Below are 19,670 nucleotides of genomic sequence, written 5' to 3'. Positions count from 1 at the left end.
GATCATGCGCCCAAAACCGGGCGCAGACGGCCCTTGCCTACAGAAGGCGCTCGTAGGCCACCCGGGTTTTCCGGCGGCCGAACACGTCCCTCATGGAGAGGATGCCGCAGCGCGCATAGCCGTGCTTCTCCAAGAGCTTCTGGATGGGCACGTTCCGCTCGTACACGTCGGCGCGGATGCTCCGGCGCCCGCCTGCGCGCGCGATGCGGCCCGCCGTCTCCAGGATGAACTGACCCACGCCGCGCCGCCGCGCCGCGGGCGCCACCGAAACCCAGTGCAGTTCGGCGTAGGGTTGGGGCTGTTCGTCCGTGTCGGTGAGCCAGGCGCCGTCGATGCCCGCCGCATAGTTCTTGTCGGGCGAGAACGACACGGCGAACACGGCTATCATATGCCCATGCGCGTCCTCCACCACGTGCGTCGTGCCGTTCTTTATGCTGTGCATGAGGCGGCGCGCCGAGGGGTACTTCTTGCGCCCCTCGTCGATGCCGAGCGCGGCGAACGTCTCGTGCCCGGCATCGAGCAGGGCCGACACCTGGTCGAAGTCCTCGCGCACGGCGGGACGGCTCGTGTAGTAGCCCAGCACCGAGGCGCGGCCGGCGAACAACGGCGGATCGTCGTAGGCGACCATGCCGGCGGCAATCGGCTCCGCGACCCCGTCTGCGGCCCGCGGCTTCTTCTCCCGTTCGGTCACGAGGAAGATCATGGCCACAATGAGGCCGCAGCCCGCCAGGTCCCACACCGACACGGGCGTATGCAGCCAGAACAGGGCCAGCACCATGGCCGACACCGGCTCGACGCAGCATAGCAGGCTGGCCTTCACCGGGCCGGCGTCGGCCACGCCCTGCAGGTACAGCATGTAGGCGCCCAGCGTGCCCACGAGCACGATGGCCACGAGCGCCGCCAGCGCGCCGCCCGAAAGCTGCACCGGAACGGCCCACGGCTGCACGACGGCCGACGCCGCCGAGCCGCCGAACAGCATGGCCAGCCCCGTGACCAGCATGGCGCCCCATTTCTTCAGCACGCGCACGGGCATGAGCGTGTAGAAGGCCAGCGCCACGGCCGACACGAGCCCCCATCCCAACCCCTCGGGCGGGATGGCCAGCTGGTCGATCTCGCCCTGCGTGGCAATGAGCAGCATGCCGCCCAGGGCGCACGCCAGCCCCAGCGCCTCCCGCACGCGCGGCAGGCGCCGGGCGCGCACGCACACGTAGAGCATGATGAGCACGAGGCCGATCTGCTCGATGGTGGTGCCCACGCCGGCGCTCGTGTACCTGATGGCGTTCAGGTAGCTCATCTGGGTGAGCAGCACGCCGAAGACGGCGAACAGCGCGATCTGCACGAGCGAGCGGCGGTCGCGGAACACAGCCACGAGGTCGCGCCAGTCGCGCACTGCGGTTAGGAACAGGAAGAACACGGCGGCGATGACCATGCGCACGCAGGTGATCCACTCCGCCGGCGCGCCGTAGTCGTTCATGAGCAGCTGCGCGCAGGTGCCCGAGAAGCCCCAGCACACCCCGCCCGCCAGCGCGCACACGATGCCACGCGCCATATGCCGGCCTCCCGCCGGAGCCCCTGCCGCCTCTGTCACCTGCACCCGCTCCCCTCGTTGTCCGCTGGATTCCCGGCCGGAAAAGGCCGCAGCGCATTGTCGCACGAGCACGCGGGCAGGTAAAGGAGGCATTCGGTAAGATTACCGTAAATTAGCGGGCGCTACGGGAAGCCCCCGTCACCGTCCCCCCGCTGCACCGATCTTCTCGACCAGGTCCTTCCGGTTGTTCACGCCCAGCTTCAGGTATATCCTCTTGCGGTGCGTGTCGACGGTGTTGATGGACACGCACAGGCTCTCGGCGATCTGCCGGTTGCTGTAGCCGAGGGCGAGCAGCTCGCAGACCTCGCGCTCGCGTGCCGTCAGGGGGCTGCGGTCGCGCCGTTCGAGGCGCCATGCGGGCTCCGGGATGTTCAGGTCGGCGATCTCCTGCGTTATCCTCTGCGCAAGGGCGTCCAGGCCGTCGCCCACGAGCCTCCTTTCGCGCATCCCCCCGAGCAGGCGCGTCATGGAGATGCCCTCGTTGACGAACGCCTCTATCTCGCCGGTGTCCCGGGCTAGCTCCAAGGCACGCAAGACCGCATGCGAGGAAGGCCCCTGCAAGCCCTGGGCGTAGAGGACCATGCCCTTGGCGACGAGCGCGGAGAGGAGGAGCCCGTAGCGCCCGCTCTCCTCGAACGCCCCGGCAAGCCGGTCGAGCGATTTCCCCGCCTCCTCCACCTGGCCGCTCGCGAAACGGAAGCGCGCAAGGGCGAGCGCGATCAGGTCGCCGATAAGATCCGCCGAAGCGGGGTTCGCGCCCCTCAGCGCCCGGACATGGTCGGCGGCCTGGTCGATGTTCCCGGCGTCTATCTCGATCATCGCCAGGTACACGAGGGCTATCAGCCGCGGCCGCTCTGCATGGCTCCTGTCGCAGAGCTGCAGGATCGAGCAGGCCGTGTCGGCGGCCTCCCCCATCCTGCCCTGCGCGCGCAGCGCCAAGGCGAGGCCGCACCCCGCCTCGGCGAAAAACTCGATCCCCGAAGAGGGGCCGAGGGAGCCGAGACAGCGAGAGTAAGTCTCCTCAGCGCGTGCGAACTCCCCTCTTTTCCGCATGACCGTCGCCTCTATCACCTCGGGGAGGACCTCGAGCTCGTCCATGCTGGAGAAGCCGAGGCCGTCCCTTGCCCTCCAAGCGGTCTTCTCGGCACTCCGCAAGTCCCCCGCATCGATGCGCTGTCGCGCTGCGAAGTAGCAAAGCACCGAGCATGCGGGCCTGTTACCCTGGCCCGCGGCTACCTCCAAGCAGTTTTCGAGGTAATCGATTACTCTTGCGGGCTCCTTCTCCCTCGCCACGATGCACCCCGCCGCGTTGTACACCAGGCTGGCGAGCACTCCCGGGTCGCCCTGGCCGCAGCTTAGAAGCTCGGCCACCATATCCTTCCCCGCCCGGATATCGCCGCTGTGACCGCAGCAAAGGGAGAGCACGGCCAAGCGTTCCGCCTCAAGCTGGGAAGCATCGGGGGAATCCACATCGGTAAGGCTTTCCGACATCTTCACGAAACGTACGGACTCCTCGACCGAGCCGGCCTTGGCGAGCACCCATGCCTGGGCTATGCTCAGCTTCGGGGATGATTCGAGGACGTGACGCGGCAGCTTCGAGAGCACCTCGCCGAACACGTCGAAGCGGTTGTCGAACATGAGCGAGAGATGATGCTCGCCGACCAGGTCTTCGAGCTCGTTCCAAAGGGCCGCCTTGCACAGGCAGTCGATCGCCTGCCCCACATGGTTATGGTTCTTCAGGTAGGCGCTGGCCCTCTTGCACAGCCCCCTCACCTCGGCGCGATCGAGTTTCCTGAACTTCGATTGCAGGTACTGCGACCAAGGGCCCTGCGCCTTGTACCAGCGCCTCTTGCCGTCCACGGTCACGAGGACGCCGGTTTTCGCCGCGATCGACGCCAGGACGCCGTCGCACCCCTCGGCTTCAAGGACATCGTCGCAAAGCGGCGGGCTCACTAGGTCGAGGAAGGACGTTTTCACCAGAAGGTCCCGCTCCCGTTCGGAGAGCGCCGCCAAGAGCTCGTCCAGCAGCGAGAGCCGGCCGCATGCAGCAGAATCGGGAACCTCGCCCATGCGGGGCCGCGCCTCGGCAAGGCAGCGCACCGCCACGTTCAGGGCCGGAAGCCGGCCGCCGGCCGCCCGGACCGCCGTGTCGAGGATGCTTTCGGGCACCCTTGCGTCCTCCCCGAGAGAGGAACGGAGGAACCCCGCGGCCGCCTTATCGTCCAGCACGAGCTGCTCCGCAGTGACGAGCGCGGCCATGTCGTCGAAATCCGGAACCGGGCTCGCTGCTGAGAGAGAGGGCGCTTCCTGGCTGCACACGACGAGCTTGTACCCGGCCGGCATGTAGGCGATGAGATAGCTGACGAGGCGGTCGACCGGGCCGTTGCTCGCAGCCTCAAAGTTGTCGAGTACGAGTACGTTCCTGCCGCAAGCCGCCGGCAGGCCGGCACGTTCGATGGCGACTACCAGGGCGCCCGGAACCGCATCCGGCCCGCCGTCCCCCAGCACCTCGCAAAACTGCTGCCGCACGTCCGGGACGAAAGCCTCCAAACCGGCAAGGAGCAGGCTGCAGAACCGCGCGTAATCGCTGTCGTCGGCATCGAGCCTGACCCACGAGACGCTCGTCGGCGTACCGTCCTCGGACTGCCTCGCATGCCTTTCCCAGGCGGCGACGAGCGAGGTCTTGCCGCAGCCGGCAGGGGCCGCGAGGATGAGCGAGTTCTTGTCTAAGGCCCTTTCCACCAGCTCGTAAAGCTCGCCAAGCGGGTAGAGGCGGTTGGGAAGGCGCGGGGCGCGGAGCTTCGTCGAAGGGAATACGCCGGGATCCGTTCGCAATGCGGAAAGGTTCTCCATAAGCCGAGCCTCGCTGACTCCTTCGTGCAAACCCTGCGTTTCCCACCGGCTTTCCCCGACATGCCGGGCATTCACTTCATAGCGGCGGAAAGGCCGTTCGTCTTTACCCGAACCTCTTTTCAGGATTCTACCACACCTTTTGCCGCGTATTTCGGTCATGGATAGAAAAGGGCGGGTGCCGCCCGCAAGTCGGCGACACCCGCCCGCAACCGCTGCGCGAGGTTGTTGGATGGAAAGCGCGCCGGCCTACGCCCTCTCTCCCAGCTCCTTGACGGCGTCCTCCTCCATCTTCGTGAGCTCCTTGCTCTTCTTGGCGCCGAACAGCATAAACGCAGCCGACACGAGGATGAACGCGGCGCCGACGATCAGCGCGCCGTCCCAGCCGAAGGCCGAGCCGCCCACCGCTGCGAGCGCGGGGACGCCGATGGCGTCCATGACGGTCTTCGCCAAAAACGCGATGCTGTAGAGGGCGGCGAAGTAGGCGGGGCCCAGGTACTTGGACACGGCAGACGTGAAGCACACGGGTGCCGAGCTCAGGGCGGCGCCGAAGAAGAAGCCGCCGATGTAGAGCACCGCGACGTTGGCGCCGAAGAGCACGATGAGCAGGAGGCCGCAGGCGGCGAGCACGTTGACCACGACGTAGGTGATGCGCGGCCCGATCCGGTCGATGAAGTAGCCAGACAGGAGCTTGCCCACACAGCCCGCGATGGAGAGGAACGTCATGAACACGCCGGCCGTCGCCAAGTCGAACCCGGTGTAGACGATGTAGGTGGGAAAGTTCTGGAACACGCCCTGCTCACCGATGCCGATCAGGCCGAAGCTGAATATGATGGCCCAGAACGTGAAGGTCTTCACCGCCTGCGAGCGATTGAGTCCGACCACCTTGACCGCGCCGGCGGTCTCCTCGCTCTTCACCTGCGCCGCCTCCTCCTCGGTCATCCCATCGGGGTACAGGCCGACGTCCTGCGGGCGGAACTTGATGAGGAACGCCGAGACCAGAAGCACGACGAACGAGATGAGACCTAAGATCAGCGGGGCGTTCTGCCAGCTGCCGGCGGCGGCCAGCACGGCAACCAGGTTCGTGGTGATGAGCGAGGCGGGGAACGTCGCGCAGAGCGTGATGCCGGTCGCGAGGCCGCGGCGCTTGACGAACCAGTTCGCCGGTATCGACGTGATGAGCACGAAGCCGCCGCATCCGTTGCCGATGCCCATGACGGCGTACGCCAAGAACACCATCCACAGCGAGTCGACGAAGCCGAGTATCAGGAACCCGCCCGAGTACATGACCGCGGCGATCAGCAGGCATCCCTTGATGCCGATACGGGAGACCAGGCCGTTCACGGCGAGACCAGCGACCCCCGACACCACGAGGTACACCGAGAATCCCAAGCTCACGACGGAGGCCTCGGCTCCCAGCATCTCCGTCATGGGAATGCGGAGCATGCTGAACGAGTACAGCCCGAACCCCTGAGTGACGATGCACACAATGAAAACGAGGAACACCTGGATCCAACCTTGGGTAAAGAACTTCCCCTTTGCTTTTTCTGACACGATATCATCCCCTCTCTGGGTGAGCACTATCCTGACAAGAGGCCCGATCGCACACGCACGACCTCAGAAGGACCAGGATGTTTCGGTAAAAATCGGATTCGGCCGTAGCGGACGCGCGGTCGCAGAAAAAGGGGACCCATCTGTCCAGATGCCCCTCTTTGAACGCCGAGGCCTCCGACAGCGCCCCGTCCCTCTCCGCGTCTCGCCCCGCCTCCTGGGCGAGGCGTGCCCGATCGTACAGGAAGGCGAGAAAGCGCAGCTCGTTCGAAAGATGGTCCTCCGGCTCGCCGTCCTCCTGCCCCGCAGCGTAACCGCCCGCTCGATACAGCTCGCGCACCTCGTCGCGGGCCCCCTGCATGAGAAGGCCCCCTCCGTCGGCATACAGCGACTCGTAGGGCAGGGGCGCGCCCAGCCGCGAGCTCGCGAACAGGGCCGTGTACTCCACCCTCAGGTCGCGCGCCGCGCCGTCGTCGGCGAGCGCGCGCCTCCGGTCCCGCTCGACGGCCTCCCTCGCCCGCTCGACGGCCTCGCCCATGCCGTCGAACGGGGCGAAATCGAGCGATTCCAGCGCCTCGCGGTCGGCGACGTTCCAGAATATCCGGGCGAGCAGGCGCAGACGCTCGGCCTGAGCCTTGCAGAAACCTTCCCCGAGGGCATCATGGTTCTCCATCGAAGCCCCTCCTTCCCTGTTTCCGGCAGGCCGGGGGCAGAGGCCCCGGCCTGCCGGCGTGCCTGCTAGCGGGCGCGCAGCCCGTCCATGTCCTGCCACCGCTTCGAGCTCAATAGGTAGTAACAGGAGGGCTCGTTGCCCGTCTCCAGCTTGAGCTGGTGGACGCTGTCGCCCATCGCTGCGAGAACCTGCGATATACCGCTCTCGGGATCGTCCACGTCCCCGAACATCCACGCGTTCGAGTTGCAGGCGAACGCGCAGGCGGGAGCGAGCCCCTGATCCACGCGGGAAGCGCACATATCGCACTTCCCCACCGTGTTGTCGCGCTCGTTGTAGCTGATGGCGCCGTAGGGGCAGGCGTCCATGCACTCCTTCCCCCCGCAGGCGGCGCAAGGTGCCGTGTCGATGACGACGATTCCGTCCTCGCGCTTGCGTATCGCCTGCTCGGGACAGGCCGGAACGCAGGAGGGCTTTCTGCAATGCTGGCACATCACCGGGATGAAGTACGTCTCCGCATCGGGGAACCCGCCGGTGGTGGAGGTGTACGTGCGTACCCAGAACGCGCCGAGGTCGACGTTGTTCTCCTGCTTGCACGCCCCCATGCAGCCGCGCGTGTCCATGCAACGGTCAAGGGATACGACCAAACCTAGCTGCGTCATTTTGCACACTCCTCCGGGGTCATGGGCATGAGCGCCTCGAGCTGCTCGCGCGTGATCTCGGGCCGGTAGCGCGCGATATCCTCCTCGGTTGCCTTGTAGATACGGCATATCTGCGAGCGGTACCCGCCCGATCCGGTCTCGGGGCAGTTGTTCTCCACCTCGATCAGGGCCTCGGTGTTCCACTCGAAGGCACCGTGCAGCTCCTCCTCCACGGTCTTCTCGGGACGCCACCACGCGTGCTGGGAGTACGAGACGATGCCGGGGGCGACCATGAACCTGAACGACACCTTGCCCATGATCTTGTTGTAGGGGGCGCGCCCTCCCGTGGGCGGGGACTCCACCCATATCCAGTCGTTCTCGGCGACGCCGAACTGCGCGGCCGTCTCCGGGTTGATGAACACGTCGGGCGTCCTCGTCATCTCTCGCGTCCAAGGCAGCTGGCGGAACTCCGAGTGGAAGAAGCCCGCCTGCCGCTTGCCGTACGATCCAACCAGCGGAAAGTCCTTTGCGAGGTCGGGGCGCGACAGCGGGGACTCGGCCGGCTCGATGTACACCGGCAGGGGCGGGTAGCCGCACTTCTGGTGGATCGTCGAGAACAGATTCGCCTTGCCCGTGTCGGTGGGGAACTTCCCGGCTATCAGGAAGCGCTCCGTAGACGGCGGCGTGTCGGCACCAGGGACCGCCACCACGCGACGCTTGAGCACGTCCTCGAACGGCATGCCCAAAAACTCGCGGGACAGGAGGTCGCGTTGTCCGTCGATGGTGTCGGCGGGCCAGAACTTCCCGTACTCCCCCGCCCAGTGGTTGGTCCACTCGTGGTTGAGGCGGCCCTCAACGTAGCGCTTGTCGTACTTGCCAAGCGCCTTGGAGAGCATCGCGCCGAAATCGTAGTCGTGGCGCGCCTCGCAGAGGGGCTCGACGGCCTTGTTGTAGGCCTGGTGCAGCGGGCTCGAGCCGCCGCCGGTGCCGAAGTTGAGGAAGTTGCGCTCCATCCAGGTGACAGCGGGCAGCACATAGTCCGCCATCTCGGCCGTCGGGGTCATGACCACGTCCGTGACCACGTGCAGCTCGATCTTCGTCTCGTCCTCGAGCAGCTTGAGCCAGCGCGCGAGGGTGGGATCGTGCATGAGCCAGTTGGACGAGATGGCTATGATACCGTGCACGGGATAGGGACGGCCCGTCTCCGCCGCCTCCATGACGCTCGTGAGGTCGGGGAACAGCATGGCGCCGTCGGCATTCTGCGGACGGATAGGCTGCCACTTCACCATCTCCTCCCAAGCGTAGCCGCAGCCCACCCGGTGCGTGTAGTAGCCGAGGCGCTTGCGTTTCTGCTCCAAGGGCAGCCCATCGGCCCAGGAAAGATCGAGCTCGCTGGGGAAGGCATGCGGCGTCACCGGGTAGAAAGCGCCGAGCACATTGCCGCCCGCCACATCCACGCTGCCGGTGATGATCTTCAGCACGTTGATGGCGTTCACGTACTGCGAGACGTTCGTGGACATGTACTGCATGCCCTGGTTGATGTCGACGGGTTTGAGCGTGCCGATCATCGTGGCCACGCGCTCCACCTGGTCGGCGGGAACGCCCGTGATCGACTCGGTGTGCTCGGGCGTCCATTCCGCGACGTTGTTCGCGAGCATCTGGAAGGCCGGGATACAGGTGATCTTTCCTCCGCGCGTGCAGAGCTCCACTTCGTGCTCGCCAAACAGCGCGGGCATGATGGAGTCGGGCAGGTCGGCCGCCGGCGACTTCTCGGTCGAGGTCTTGTTCTCCTCGAACAGCTCCACCAGATGGTCGTAATGGGCCTTGCCGGAGGGGCCGCCCTCCCACTGGATCTCCTCGGCGTCCCAGTACTTCAGGCGGTCCTCCTTCTCGTCCCACACCATGAAGCGCTTGTCGCTGCCGCCCTCCACGATGTCGCTCTCGAGCAGCAAACCGCCCGTGTCGCCCCGCACTAGGAAGGGGGCGTTGCTCCAGCGCACGACGTAGTCCTTGTCGTAGAGACCCTTGTCGATGATCACCTTCGCCATGCCCATGATCAAGCCGACGTCGGTGCCGGGACGCACGGGGACCCACTCGTCCGCCTTGCTGGCATAGACTCCCTGGACGGGATCCACAACGATGAGCTTCATGCCGTTCTCTTTGTTCGCCATGATGGTCTGCGCCTGGATCGGCCACGCGTAAGCCTGCTCGGCGGAGAAGCTCACGTGGCATTTCGTCGCAGCCGAGCCGCCGCCGGTCGCCGTGTAGAACCCGTAGTTGACCTGCTCGTGGAACTGCGGCAGGTAGCAGACCTGGATGGCCCCGTAGTAGTTGTTGGGGGTGCCGATGGTCCGAGCGATGCGGTGGGCGACCCATCCCATGTCATGGCGCCCGGTGCGTCCCGGGAGCACGAACGTCTCCGCGCCGTGCTTCTCCACCATCTCGTGTATCTTGGCCGCGATCTCGTCGACGGCCTGATCCCACGAGACGCGCTCCCACTTCCCCTCGCCGCGCTTCCCCGCTCGTTTCAGGGGGTAGCGCAGGCGCGTCGGGCTGTACTCGAACTGGATGGCCTCCGAGGCCCTCACGCATGCCTTGCCCATGTTGGGCGGGCCGAGCTTCGGGTCGCCTTCGACCTTGACGGCGCGCCCGTCCTTCACCGTCACCCACACAGGGCAGTTCAGGTGGCAGGATCGGCAGCCGGCGTAGACTTTCCTCGTCTCGCCGTCGATGCTTGTCTGAGCATTCTCCACGTTCTCATCCTCCGTTCCTCGTGTTTCGATCGCTTGCCTTGCGATGCGGCGCCCCGCAGCGGGCCCTCGCCGGTGCTATGCCGACAGGCCTTCCGAGGCGGACTGCAATCACCCCATCGGAGCCGACGGCGCGCCCGGTGCCTTCGGGGCGCTCGGCGCTTTCGGCGCGCCTGGTGCCTTGGGTGCACCTGCCGGGGCGGCGAACCCCGGGGCGGCGGCGTCGGGTCCTTCGAGCTCGGCCCCGCACTTCTCACAGATAGCCGCATACTCCAAGTTGTCCGCGCCGCACTTGCGGCAGGTATTGGCCTGGGCCTTCACGTCTGCAGGTCTGAAGCACATGGTCTCCTCCTTTCTCGATTGCTGTCCTCCTGTCGAGAAAGTATAGGAAGCGCCCGGGCATCTGAAACCACCGGAAACACGTGACAAGGGGTGGTGATCTTTCCTTGGAGACGACGGGGCCCCTGCGGAAGCGTTGCTGCGCCGCAGAAAACGAAGCGGCGAGCGCCAGGCGCTCGCCGCTTCGTTTTCTTCTGTTGCCAGCGTGCCGTCCGAACGGGGACGGCGTGCGCCGGGGAGCCTACGCCTCCAGCATCCTCTTCACGAAGGCTCCCGTGTAGCTGCCCTCGACCTCGGCCACTTCCTCGGGGGTGCCCTGGGCCACGATGGTGCCGCCGCGGTCGCCGCCCTCGGGTCCCAGGTCGATGATGCGGTCGGCGCACTTGATGACGTCCAGGTTGTGCTCGATGACGAGCACCGTGTTGCCGGCGTCCACGAGGCGCTCCAACACCTCCAAGAGCTGGCGCACGTCCTCGAAGTGCAGGCCGGTGGTGGGCTCGTCCAGGATGTAGAACGTCTTGCCGGTCTGGCGGCGCTGCAGCTCGCTCGACAGCTTCACGCGCTGCGCCTCGCCGCCCGAGAGCGTGGTGGCGGGCTGCCCCAGGCGGATGTAGCCCAGACCCACGTCGTGCAGCGTCTGCAGCTTGCGCTTGATGCCGGGGATGTTCTCGAAGAAGGCCAGCGCGTCGTCCACGGTCATGTCCAGCACCTCGGCGATGTTCTTGCCGCGGTACGTGACCTGCAGCGTCTCGCGGTTGTAGCGCGCGCCGCCGCACACCTCGCAGGGCACGTAGATGTCGGGCAGGAAGTGCATCTCTATCTTGATCTGGCCATCGCCCTTGCAGGCCTCGCAGCGGCCGCCGTTCACGTTGAAGGAGAAGCGCCCCGGCCCGTAGCCGCGCGCCTTCGACTCCTGCGTGCTGGCGAACAGCGCCCGGATGTCGTCCCAGAGGCCTATGTAGGTGGCCGGGTTCGAGCGCGGCGTGCGCCCGATGGGGCTCTGGTCGATGTTGATGACCTTGTCGATCTTGTCCAGGCCGGTGATCTTCTTGTACTTGCCGGAGCGGCGGTGCGCATGGTTCACGCGGTTCGCGAGCGCCGGTGCCAGCGTGTCGGTGACCAGCGAGCTCTTGCCCGAGCCCGACACGCCCGTGACCACGGTGAGCGTGCCGAAGGGAACCTCCAGCGTCAGGTTCTTCAGGTTGTTCTCCGAGGCGCCCGTGAGCTTGAGCGACCCGCGCCGCGGCTTGCGGCGCTTCTCCGGGACGGGGATGGTGCGGCGGCCCGAAAGGTAGTCGGCCGTGAGCGAGCCCTCGAACCTCACGATCTCGTCGGGCTTGCCGGCCGCCACCACCTCGCCGCCGTGCTCGCCCGCGCCCGGGCCCATGTCGATGACGTAGTCGGCGCTGCGGATGGTGTCCTCGTCGTGCTCGACCACGATGACGGTGTTGCCCAAATCGCGCAGGCGCTCCAGCGTGGCGATGAGCCGCTCGTTGTCGCGCTGGTGCAGGCCGATGGACGGCTCGTCCAAAATGTAGAGCACGCCCATGAGGCCCGCGCCGATCTGCGTGGCCAGGCGGATGCGCTGCGCCTCGCCGCCCGAGAGCGTGGCCGTGGCCCGTTCGAGCGTGAGGTAGTCCAAGCCCACGTCCACCAGGAAGCGCAGGCGCGCCTTGATCTCCTTCACGATGGGACCGGCGATATGCTCTTCGGAGCCGTGAAAGGCCAGGCCCTCGAAGTAGTCGAGCGAATCGGCCGCGCTCATCTCGGTGACATCGTGGATGGACTTGCCGCCCACCGTCACGGCCAGGATCTCCGGCTTCAGGCGCTTGCCGCCGCACGTCTGGCACGGCACGATGGCGAAGTACTCCGACAGCTTCTCGCGCTGGTTGTCGGACTGGGCCTCCTGGTAGCGGCGCTGCACGGCGGCGAGCGCCCCTTCCCACTCGATGTACCAGTACGTCTCGCGCCCGTCCACGGTCACGTAGTCCACGCGCACCTTGTCGTCGCCCAGGCCGTAGAGCAGCGCGTCGGTGGCCTTCTTCGGCATGTCCTCCCACGGCGTGTTTTCGTCGGTGCCCATGTGCTTGGCCACGGCGCGCAGCACCTGCGGGTAGTAGTTGCCCGTCTTGAACGGCGCGATAGCGCCCTCGGCCAGCGTGAGCGAGGGGTCGGGCACCACGAGCGAGGGATCCACCTCCTCGCGGCTGCCGATGCCGAGGCAGTCCGGGCAGGCACCGTAGGGGGCGTTGAACGAGAAGTCGCGAGGCTGCAGCTCGTCCATGGAATGGCCGTGCTCGGGGCAGGCAAGCGCGAGCGAGAAGATATGCTCGCCGGCGCCGAGGCCGCCCGTAGCGCCGCTCGACTTGCCGCCGCCCTCGCCGAGCGGTTGCCCGTCCTCGCCCAGCACCTGCACGAGCACGCGCCCGTCGGCCAGCTTCGTGGCCAGCTCCACCGCCTCGGCGATGCGGCTCGTGGCGCTCTCCTTCAGCTGCACGCGGTCCACCACCACGTCGATGAAGTGCTTGATCTTCTTGTTGAGCGTGAGCGGCTCGGCCTCGAGCTTCACGATCTCGCCGTCGATGCGCACGCGGCTGAAGCCCTCCTTCTGCAGGTCGGCGAACAGCTTCGTGAACTCGCCCTTGCGTCCGGTGACGACCGGGGCCATGATGATGGCCTTCGCATCGGGAGCGAGCGCCAGTATCTCGTCGGTCACCTGGTCGGTGGTCTGCTTGCGAATGACGCGCCCGCACTCAGGACAGTGAGGCACGCCCACGCGAGCGAACAGCAGGCGCAGGTAGTCGTATATTTCGGTGGTGGTGCCCACGGTGGAACGCGGGTTCTTGCTCGTGGTCTTCTGGTCGATTGAAACGGCCGGTGACAGGCCGTCGATGCTGTCCAGGTCCGGCTTGCTCATCTGCCCCAAGAACATGCGCGCGTAGCTGGAGAGGCTCTCCACGTAGCGGCGCTGGCCCTCGGCGTACATCGTGTCGAACGCGAGGCTCGACTTGCCGCTGCCTGACAGACCCGTGATGACCACGAGCTCGTCGCGCGGGATGATGAGGTCGATGTCCTTGAGGTTGTGCTCGCGGGCACCCTTGATGACGATGGCGTTCTGTCCCATGTGGCTTATCGCTCTTTCTCTTGCGCATCCGCAGCCGGCAGCCGTGCCCCGGCATCGCGTGCCGTGGGTCGCAAATTAGGCTACCGGGAAACTATCATTTCCGTGCAATCGTTCATTCTAGCGCAGCGCGCGGAAAGAGCCAGCGAAAACATACGTTCGTGTTCCAGCGTTCAAACGATGCGCACAATTCGTTCGCTTTCCTACGCTGCAGCGTGCCGGAGGGGGGCAGCGGCACTGCCCTCTAGTTCAGCCGCGAGGGTGACGCAGGACGCGGGATGACGCATCATCCCGCATCATTTGCCCCGAAAGAGAAGCTCCCTCTAACGGAGCGTTCCCGTCAGCCGTGCGCGCTCCACCATCTCGTCGAAGGGCAGCGCGGGCGCGTAGAGGTAGCCTTGGAAATAGGAGCAGCCGAGCGTCTTCAGCACGTCGCGCTGCTCGGCCGTCTCCACGTACTCGGCCAGAACCGTGAAGCCCAGGTGCTCGGAGAGGTCGGCGATGGACGAGACGATCTCGGCGTAGCGCTCGTTCTCCATGACGCCCTTGGCAATGGTCCCGTCGAGCTTAACCACGGAGAACACGCTCGTCTCAAGGTACTGGAACGAGGTGCGGCCCATGGAGAAGTCATCGATGGCCAGCGGCATGCCCGCGTCCGCAACGCGGCGCAGCAGGTCGTGCGCGCCCGCGTCCCACAGCAGCGCCTCGCGCTCGGTGGCCTCCACCACCACGCGGCCAGCATCGAGCCCGCGGGCGCGGAAGGCGTCGATGACGAAGCCGACGGCCTCCTCGTCCTGCAGCATCGTGGCCGTGGCGTTCACGCTCACGCTGAAACCCGCGTCGAGCTCGCCCGCATGCGCGAGCGCCTCCGCAGCCTGCGCGTCGGCCAGCGCCCGCTCGAACACGGCGCGCTCGAGCTCGCCGCCCGCACCGGCCTCGCGTGCCAGCTCGATAACGAGCGGCGGGTAGAGCCAGCCGTACACGGGGTGCTCCATGCGAAGCAGGGCCTCCGCGCCAACCGCGCGGCCGTCAGCGTCGAACTGCGGCTGGTAGCGCAGCTCGAAGGCCCCCGCGTCCACGGCGGCCCGCACGTCCTCGGCGAGCGAGCGGGCCACCGCGCCCAGCGAGCCCGCGGCCGTCACGAGCTCGACCGAGCGCCCGGCGCGCTCGTCGTCCTGGAACGACGAGAGCAGGGCATCGTACTGCACCCGCGCGTGGGCGTCGGCCAACCGCTCGTAGCGGCGTAGGAACGGCAGGTAGAGCACCGTGCCCAACGCGATGCACGCAAGCTGCAGCACCGCGCCGGCGGGCGAGCCCGTGGCCACCCAGCCGCCCACGAGAGGCGGCGTGGTCCACGACACGTCCACCACCACGGGCGGCACGAGCCCGGCCGCCATGGCTGCGTACGACACCACCATGTTCACCAGGGGCACCGCGATGAACGGCGCGAACAGCGCCGGGTTCCACACCACCGGCAGCCCGAACAGCATGATCTCGGATATGTTGAAGCACATGGGCACGGCCGCGAACGCCGAGAGCCGCCGCGCGCTCGTGCGGCGGCCGAACAGCAGGATGGCCGCGAGCAGCGACAGCAGCGCGCCGGCCCCGCCGATAGAGGCGAACACGTCCAGGAACGTCTTCGTCACGATCTGCACTGGCTCGCCGCCCGCCGCGAGCGCCGCCGCGTTGGCGGCCATGCCGGGCACGAACACGCTCTGCGCCACGCCGTCGAGCATGTTGCCGCCGTGGATGCCGAAGAACCACATGACGTTGTTCAGGAAAAGGTACAGAAGCCCGCTGCCCAACGTGGCCGTGGCCAGGGGGAAGAGCGCGCTCACGCTGTCGAAGAACAGCTGCTCGATGCAGCTCGAGCCCGAGAGCGCCGCCACGGCGGCGTTCGCCGCGCCGAAGAGCGCGATGACGGCCGCGATGGGCAGGAGGCCCGACACGGCCTGGTTGAACACGTTGTCCAGGCTGTCGCCGTACAGCCGCCGGGTGCGGCGCAGGCGCACGAGCCGGCAGTACAGCACCGACGAGGCCAGCCCGCACACGATGGCGATGAACAGCGAGCGCGTGCTGAGCACGATGGGATCGAAGCCCTCGGTGCCGAAGCCCACGGACATGAGGTAGGCCGCGAGCGCGGCGAAGGGCGCGCCCTGGACGAAGAAGCCCCCGAAGCGCTCGGCGCAGGCGTTGGCGTAGCGCAGCGCCACGGCCACGGACACGTAGAGCGAGAAGATGCCCATGGTACCGTCGTACACGAGGTCGAGCAGGCCCTCGACGCGCGGCGCGCCGGCGAGGGCGTCCTGGTAGGGCGCGAGCGGCAGGTTGAGGAAGATGAGGCAGAACGACCCCACCAGCAGAACGGGGATGGTGAGGATGAGCCCTTGGCGGATGGCCTGGAACGCCATGACGTCCTCCAAGCGCGCGAACAGCGCGTCAACCTTGTCGAGCATGCCCGCCCTTCCGTCCCGTCCTCACCGTTTCGTCGAGGCCATTGTACCCCGAACGGAGACAACGGGCGGCGTGAACGGATACGTTCGGGAAACAGATCCGCGGCGCACGCGGACGTTCAGCGGCCCAGCAGGTGCCGCACGGCCGCCACCGGGTGCCTCCCCAGCATGCGCGGGCCGGCGTAGCGCATGACGGCACGGATCTCGTCGCGCTTCTCGGGGGCATAGCAGTGGTTGCCGCATTCCTCACAGGAGGTCTTGACCTCCATCTTGCGGCAGCGCTCGGTACGCAGCACCGCGTAGGCATCGATGGCCGCGCAGTCCGCGCACACGGCCTCGCCGCAATGGGCGCGCTCGGTGCGAGCTGCGGCGTCGTGGTTGCCCGCGCAGTAAAGCGCCACCATCTGCGAGATGGTGCGCTTCTCGCGCACGCGGCGCTTGGCGGTTTTCGGCGAGTCACCCATGGCGAACATGGTAGCAGAACCGCCGCCGCGCCGCGAGCGGGATTTCCCCGCGACGCGACGGGCGGCGGCTCGGGCGGAGCAGCGCGCGGCGGCCCCGCCCTACCCCACGAGCTTCTTGCCCAGCGAGGCGCGGATGATGCCCTTGCTGGCGAAGTACGTGACCGCGAGGTACGCCCCGTACACCACCGCCACCAGCACGGCGGTCATGAGCGCAGGCTCGAGCACCGACACGCCCAGCTGAGAGATGACGGAGTCGCTGATGACGCCCACGGCGCACACGGTATGGCACACGGCCACCGCCAACGGCACGAGGAAGTACACGAGCACCTGCGCGCGCAGCGACCGGACGATCATGCGGCGGTCGCAGCCTATCTCGGCGAGCACCCGGTAGCGCGGCAGCGAGTCGCTCGCCTCGGACAGCTGCTGGATGGCCAGGACGGCCGCCGTGGCGATGAGGAACACGAAGCCGATGTAGAGCGCCAAATACGAGATCATGAGGTTCATGCCGCCCGACTGCACGAGCACCTCCTCGGCCGTGAACGACAGCGTCACGGGCCAGGGCTTCGGGCTGAACTTCCAGCCGGATGCCGCCACCTCCGGGTTGGCGGGCGACGCCTCGGCGAGCACCTGCTCGAGCAGCTTGTCGCCCTCGGCCCGGTCCGTCCGATACATGAGGTTGAGGATGCTCTGCTCGGGAACGGCGCCTTGGGCGCGCAGGCCGGCGATCACCGCATCGGGCACGATGAGCTCTGCCCCGCTCGCGGAGAATGTGGTGTCCTCCATCGGTTGGCTGCGCAGCTCGCCCGAGGACTCGAGCACGCGCCCGCCTGCGACCACCGTCTCGCCCTTGCGCGCAAGCGACTCGGAAAGCGCCTTCATGGCGTCGAGCGTGTTGTTCACCGCGTAGCCGTCCTCGCCCACGTCCACGGTCGGCCGGCCCGCAAGCTCTGCGAGCGCGTTGAACTGCGAGACGCCGATGAGGGTGACGCCCTGGTTGTGCAGGGCCTCGTTCTGCTTCGCATTGCCCGTGTCCTGACCGTAGCGCCCCATGAGCTCGCCGTAGGACGTCTCGTCGCTCACGAAGGCGTCGATCTGAGCGGACTTCGCCACGAGCTCGTCCCACGTCGGCGAGGCGTCGGCCAGCTTCGCGGCGATATCCCAGCCGTAGGCCTCCGCGTCGGCCTCGATGGCGGCCGCCTTCTCGTCGGCCACCTTCTGGTACTCGCGGTCCTCCTCGGTCATCTGCGCGAGCGCCTCGGGGTCGTGCGTGCCGCCCTGGTTCAGGTACACGTTGGCCGTGAGCGTGGCGTCGTAGACCGTGCCGTCCTCGATGTTTCCGCTGAAGGCGCGCGCCAGCCCCATGCCGGTGGAGAACACGGTGAGCGAGAAGAACAGCATGACGCACACCACCGAAAGCGACACGAACGCCGTGTTCACCTTGCTGGCTATCTGGCGCATCGTGAACATCATGAGGCCCTTGAAGTACACGCCGCGCGTGCGCTCGATCACCGCGATGGCGAAGCCGGCAAGCGACCAGAAGAGCAAAAACGTGCCGACCACCATGAGCGCCGTGGCCTTCCAGAACCCGTCGTCGAACTCCAGAAGGCCGTTTTCGACGAGCGTGGCGTACGCCCATGCGATCAGGCCCACGGCCGCAACGAACCCGGCGAGGCTGATCCACGGGTTGCGCACGCGGAAGCGCGCGTTCTTCGAGCGGGCGGAGAGCAGGTCGATGAGCTTGTAGCGGCGGATGGACACGGTGTTGAACAGGGCCGTCACCGCGAAGATGAGCGCGAAGCACACCAGCGTGAGCAAAAAGGCGTCGAACGAGAATATGAAGCGGTACTGCGTCATCTCGATGTTGAACAGGCCCGCCGTGACGAACGACATGCCCTGCGAAAGCGCGAACCCGAGCGCCAGGCCCACCACGAGCGACACGAGGCCCACCACCGCCGTCTCCATGAGCACGATGGCCGACACGCTGCGGGGATTCATGCCCAGCATGAGGTACGTTCCGAACTCCTGCTTGCGCCGCCTGATGAGGAAGCCGTTCGCGTAGAGCACGAGGAAGCCGAGCACGCAGGCGATGAGCACGCTGAACATGCCGAGGAACTGCCCCGTCAGCGAGAAGACGCTGGCCGAGGCCGTGTCCTCGAGGTCGAAGAGAATGGACTGGCTCGACACCGAGTTGAACGCGTAGAACACCGCCACGCCGAAAACGAGCGTGACGAAGTACACGCCGTAGTCCTTGACCGAGCGGCGGATGTTGCGGAAGGCGAGTTTAGCGAGCATCGCGCACGTCACCGCCCAGGAACGTGACCACTTCCATGATCCGGTTGAAGAAGTCCTTGCGCGAGGTGTCGCCCTTGCGTATCTCGTTGAACACGGCGCCGTCCTTGACGAACAGGATGCGGCTCGCGAACGAGGCGGCGTAGGAATCATGCGTGACCATCATGATGGTGGCGCCGAGCGAGGAGTTCATCATCTCGAGCGTCTCCAGCATGACGGTGGCGCTGCGCGAGTCGAGCGCGCCCGTGGGCTCGTCGGCCAGCACGAGCTTCGGATCGGCCACCATGGCGCGGGCGGCGGCGATGCGCTGGCGCTGGCCGCCCGACATCTGGTAAGGGTACTTCCCCAGCACCTCGGACACGCCGAGCGTGGCCGCGATGGCGTCCACCTTGGGTTTCACCCGGCCGGTGGGCTCGCCCTTCACCGTGAGCGCGAGCGCGATGTTCTCGAAGCCGGTGAGCGTGTCCAGCAGGTTGGAGTCCTGGAAGATGAAGCCCAGGTCGTCGCGGCGGAACTTCGCGAGCGCGCGGGAGCGCAGCCCCGTGACGTCGCGCCCGTCGACGAGGATATGGCCGCTCGTCACGGTGTCGATGGTGGCCACGCAATTGAGCAGCGTGGTCTTGCCGGAGCCCGAGGGCCCCATGATGCCCACGAACTCGCCCGGCATCACGTCGAAGCTGATGTCGCGCACCGCCTTGGTGACGGAATCTTTGCTCCCGTACACCTTCTCTATCTGGCGAACCGACAGGATGGGCCGGGAGCCGGACGCATAGGCAGCCGGCGCCTGCTGCGCGCAAGCCGCCGACGGGGTCGCGTAAACTTCGGTCATGGCAAATCTCCTTCTCTCGGGGTCTGCCAAGATAGTACGTCCGCGGCGCCGCACCCGCCATCGAAGAGGCTTACCGCAACCTTACGAATTTGCAAGGGTGGGGCGCCCGTGACAGGGTGCGACAG

12 protein-coding genes are annotated in these 19,670 nt (G+C 66.8%); all 12 read right to left on the bottom strand.

The annotated features are described in order from the left end of the window. Window positions 1–37: 37 nt before the first annotated feature. The 12 genes from LB310_RS14505 to LB310_RS14450 all read right to left on the bottom strand — a co-directional run bounded on the left by LB310_RS14505 (window position 38) and on the right by LB310_RS14450 (window position 19,545). A complete protein-coding gene (locus tag LB310_RS14505; RefSeq protein WP_087191605.1) occupies window positions 38–1,549 on the bottom strand; it encodes a GNAT family N-acetyltransferase in 1,512 nt (503 codons plus the stop codon). Between the two features lie 177 nt (window positions 1,550–1,726). After that, window positions 1,727–4,441, bottom strand: a complete 2,715-nt coding sequence (locus tag LB310_RS14500) for a LuxR C-terminal-related transcriptional regulator (RefSeq protein WP_301155282.1) — start codon at window positions 4,439–4,441, stop codon at window positions 1,727–1,729. A gap of 246 nt (window positions 4,442–4,687) precedes the next feature. Then, window positions 4,688–5,992, bottom strand: coding sequence for an MFS transporter (locus LB310_RS14495; protein WP_154270400.1), 1,305 nt, complete (start codon window positions 5,990–5,992; stop codon window positions 4,688–4,690). Between the two features lie 4 nt (window positions 5,993–5,996). Further along, on the bottom strand, window positions 5,997–6,662 hold the full coding sequence (locus tag LB310_RS14490; protein WP_087191608.1) for a molecular chaperone: 666 nt from the start codon (window positions 6,660–6,662) through the stop codon (window positions 5,997–5,999). A gap of 65 nt (window positions 6,663–6,727) precedes the next feature. Further along, on the bottom strand, window positions 6,728–7,321 hold the full coding sequence (locus LB310_RS14485; RefSeq protein WP_162457440.1) for a 4Fe-4S dicluster domain-containing protein: 594 nt from the start codon (window positions 7,319–7,321) through the stop codon (window positions 6,728–6,730). Beyond that, on the bottom strand, window positions 7,318–10,053 hold the full coding sequence (locus tag LB310_RS14480; protein WP_157006903.1) for a molybdopterin-dependent oxidoreductase: 2,736 nt from the start codon (window positions 10,051–10,053) through the stop codon (window positions 7,318–7,320). The genes LB310_RS14485 and LB310_RS14480 overlap by 4 nt, the downstream gene beginning before the upstream one ends. A gap of 108 nt (window positions 10,054–10,161) precedes the next feature. Beyond that, window positions 10,162–10,392 (bottom strand): zinc-ribbon domain-containing protein, encoded by a 231-nt coding sequence (locus LB310_RS14475; RefSeq protein ID WP_154270404.1) that lies wholly within the window; start codon window positions 10,390–10,392, stop codon window positions 10,162–10,164. A gap of 238 nt (window positions 10,393–10,630) precedes the next feature. Further along, complete coding sequence (uvrA, locus tag LB310_RS14470; RefSeq protein WP_157006906.1) at window positions 10,631–13,513, bottom strand: excinuclease ABC subunit UvrA; 2,883 nt, start codon at window positions 13,511–13,513, stop codon at window positions 10,631–10,633. Between the two features lie 320 nt (window positions 13,514–13,833). Further along, on the bottom strand, window positions 13,834–15,966 hold the full coding sequence (locus LB310_RS14465; protein WP_301155281.1) for a PTS sugar transporter subunit IIC/EAL domain-containing protein: 2,133 nt from the start codon (window positions 15,964–15,966) through the stop codon (window positions 13,834–13,836). 116 nt (window positions 15,967–16,082) lie between these two features. After that, complete coding sequence (locus tag LB310_RS14460) at window positions 16,083–16,436, bottom strand: nitrous oxide-stimulated promoter family protein (RefSeq protein WP_224768033.1); 354 nt, start codon at window positions 16,434–16,436, stop codon at window positions 16,083–16,085. A 90-nt stretch (window positions 16,437–16,526) separates the two neighbouring features. Continuing rightward, the gene (locus LB310_RS14455) at window positions 16,527–18,719 is read right to left on the bottom strand and encodes an ABC transporter permease (protein ID WP_227153933.1); all 2,193 of its coding nucleotides are present in this window, start codon (window positions 18,717–18,719) and stop codon (window positions 16,527–16,529) included. Beyond that, window positions 18,709–19,545, bottom strand: coding sequence for an ABC transporter ATP-binding protein (locus LB310_RS14450; protein WP_096228458.1), 837 nt, complete (start codon window positions 19,543–19,545; stop codon window positions 18,709–18,711). Before LB310_RS14450 ends, LB310_RS14455 begins: the two co-directional genes overlap by 11 nt. Between the last annotated feature and the right edge of the window lie 125 nt (window positions 19,546–19,670).

It is taken from the genome of Gordonibacter sp. RACS_AR49 (genome assembly GCF_030418435.1).
In the GTDB taxonomy this organism is placed as follows: Bacteria; Actinomycetota; Coriobacteriia; order Coriobacteriales; family Eggerthellaceae; genus Gordonibacter; species Gordonibacter urolithinfaciens.
This window is presented reverse-complemented; position numbering and strand designations above follow the sequence as displayed.

Excerpts from the sequence above, each read along its gene's own strand:
- LB310_RS14505 (WP_087191605.1), bottom strand. The coding sequence starts at position 1,549 with ATGGCGCGTGGCATCGTGTGCGCGCTGGCGGGCGGGGTGTGCTGGGGC.
- LB310_RS14500 (WP_301155282.1), bottom strand. The coding sequence starts at position 4,441 with ATGGAGAACCTTTCCGCATTGCGAACGGATCCCGGCGTATTCCCTTCG.
- LB310_RS14490 (WP_087191608.1), bottom strand. The coding sequence starts at position 6,662 with ATGGAGAACCATGATGCCCTCGGGGAAGGTTTCTGCAAGGCTCAGGCC.
- LB310_RS14485 (WP_162457440.1), bottom strand. The coding sequence starts at position 7,321 with ATGACGCAGCTAGGTTTGGTCGTATCCCTTGACCGTTGCATGGACACG.
- LB310_RS14475 (WP_154270404.1), bottom strand. The coding sequence starts at position 10,392 with ATGTGCTTCAGACCTGCAGACGTGAAGGCCCAGGCCAATACCTGCCGC.
- uvrA (WP_157006906.1), bottom strand. The coding sequence starts at position 13,513 with ATGGGACAGAACGCCATCGTCATCAAGGGTGCCCGCGAGCACAACCTC.
- LB310_RS14465 (WP_301155281.1), bottom strand. The coding sequence starts at position 15,966 with ATGCTCGACAAGGTTGACGCGCTGTTCGCGCGCTTGGAGGACGTCATG.
- LB310_RS14460 (WP_224768033.1), bottom strand. The coding sequence starts at position 16,436 with ATGTTCGCCATGGGTGACTCGCCGAAAACCGCCAAGCGCCGCGTGCGC.
- LB310_RS14455 (WP_227153933.1), bottom strand. The coding sequence starts at position 18,719 with ATGCTCGCTAAACTCGCCTTCCGCAACATCCGCCGCTCGGTCAAGGAC.
- LB310_RS14450 (WP_096228458.1), bottom strand. The coding sequence starts at position 19,545 with ATGACCGAAGTTTACGCGACCCCGTCGGCGGCTTGCGCGCAGCAGGCG.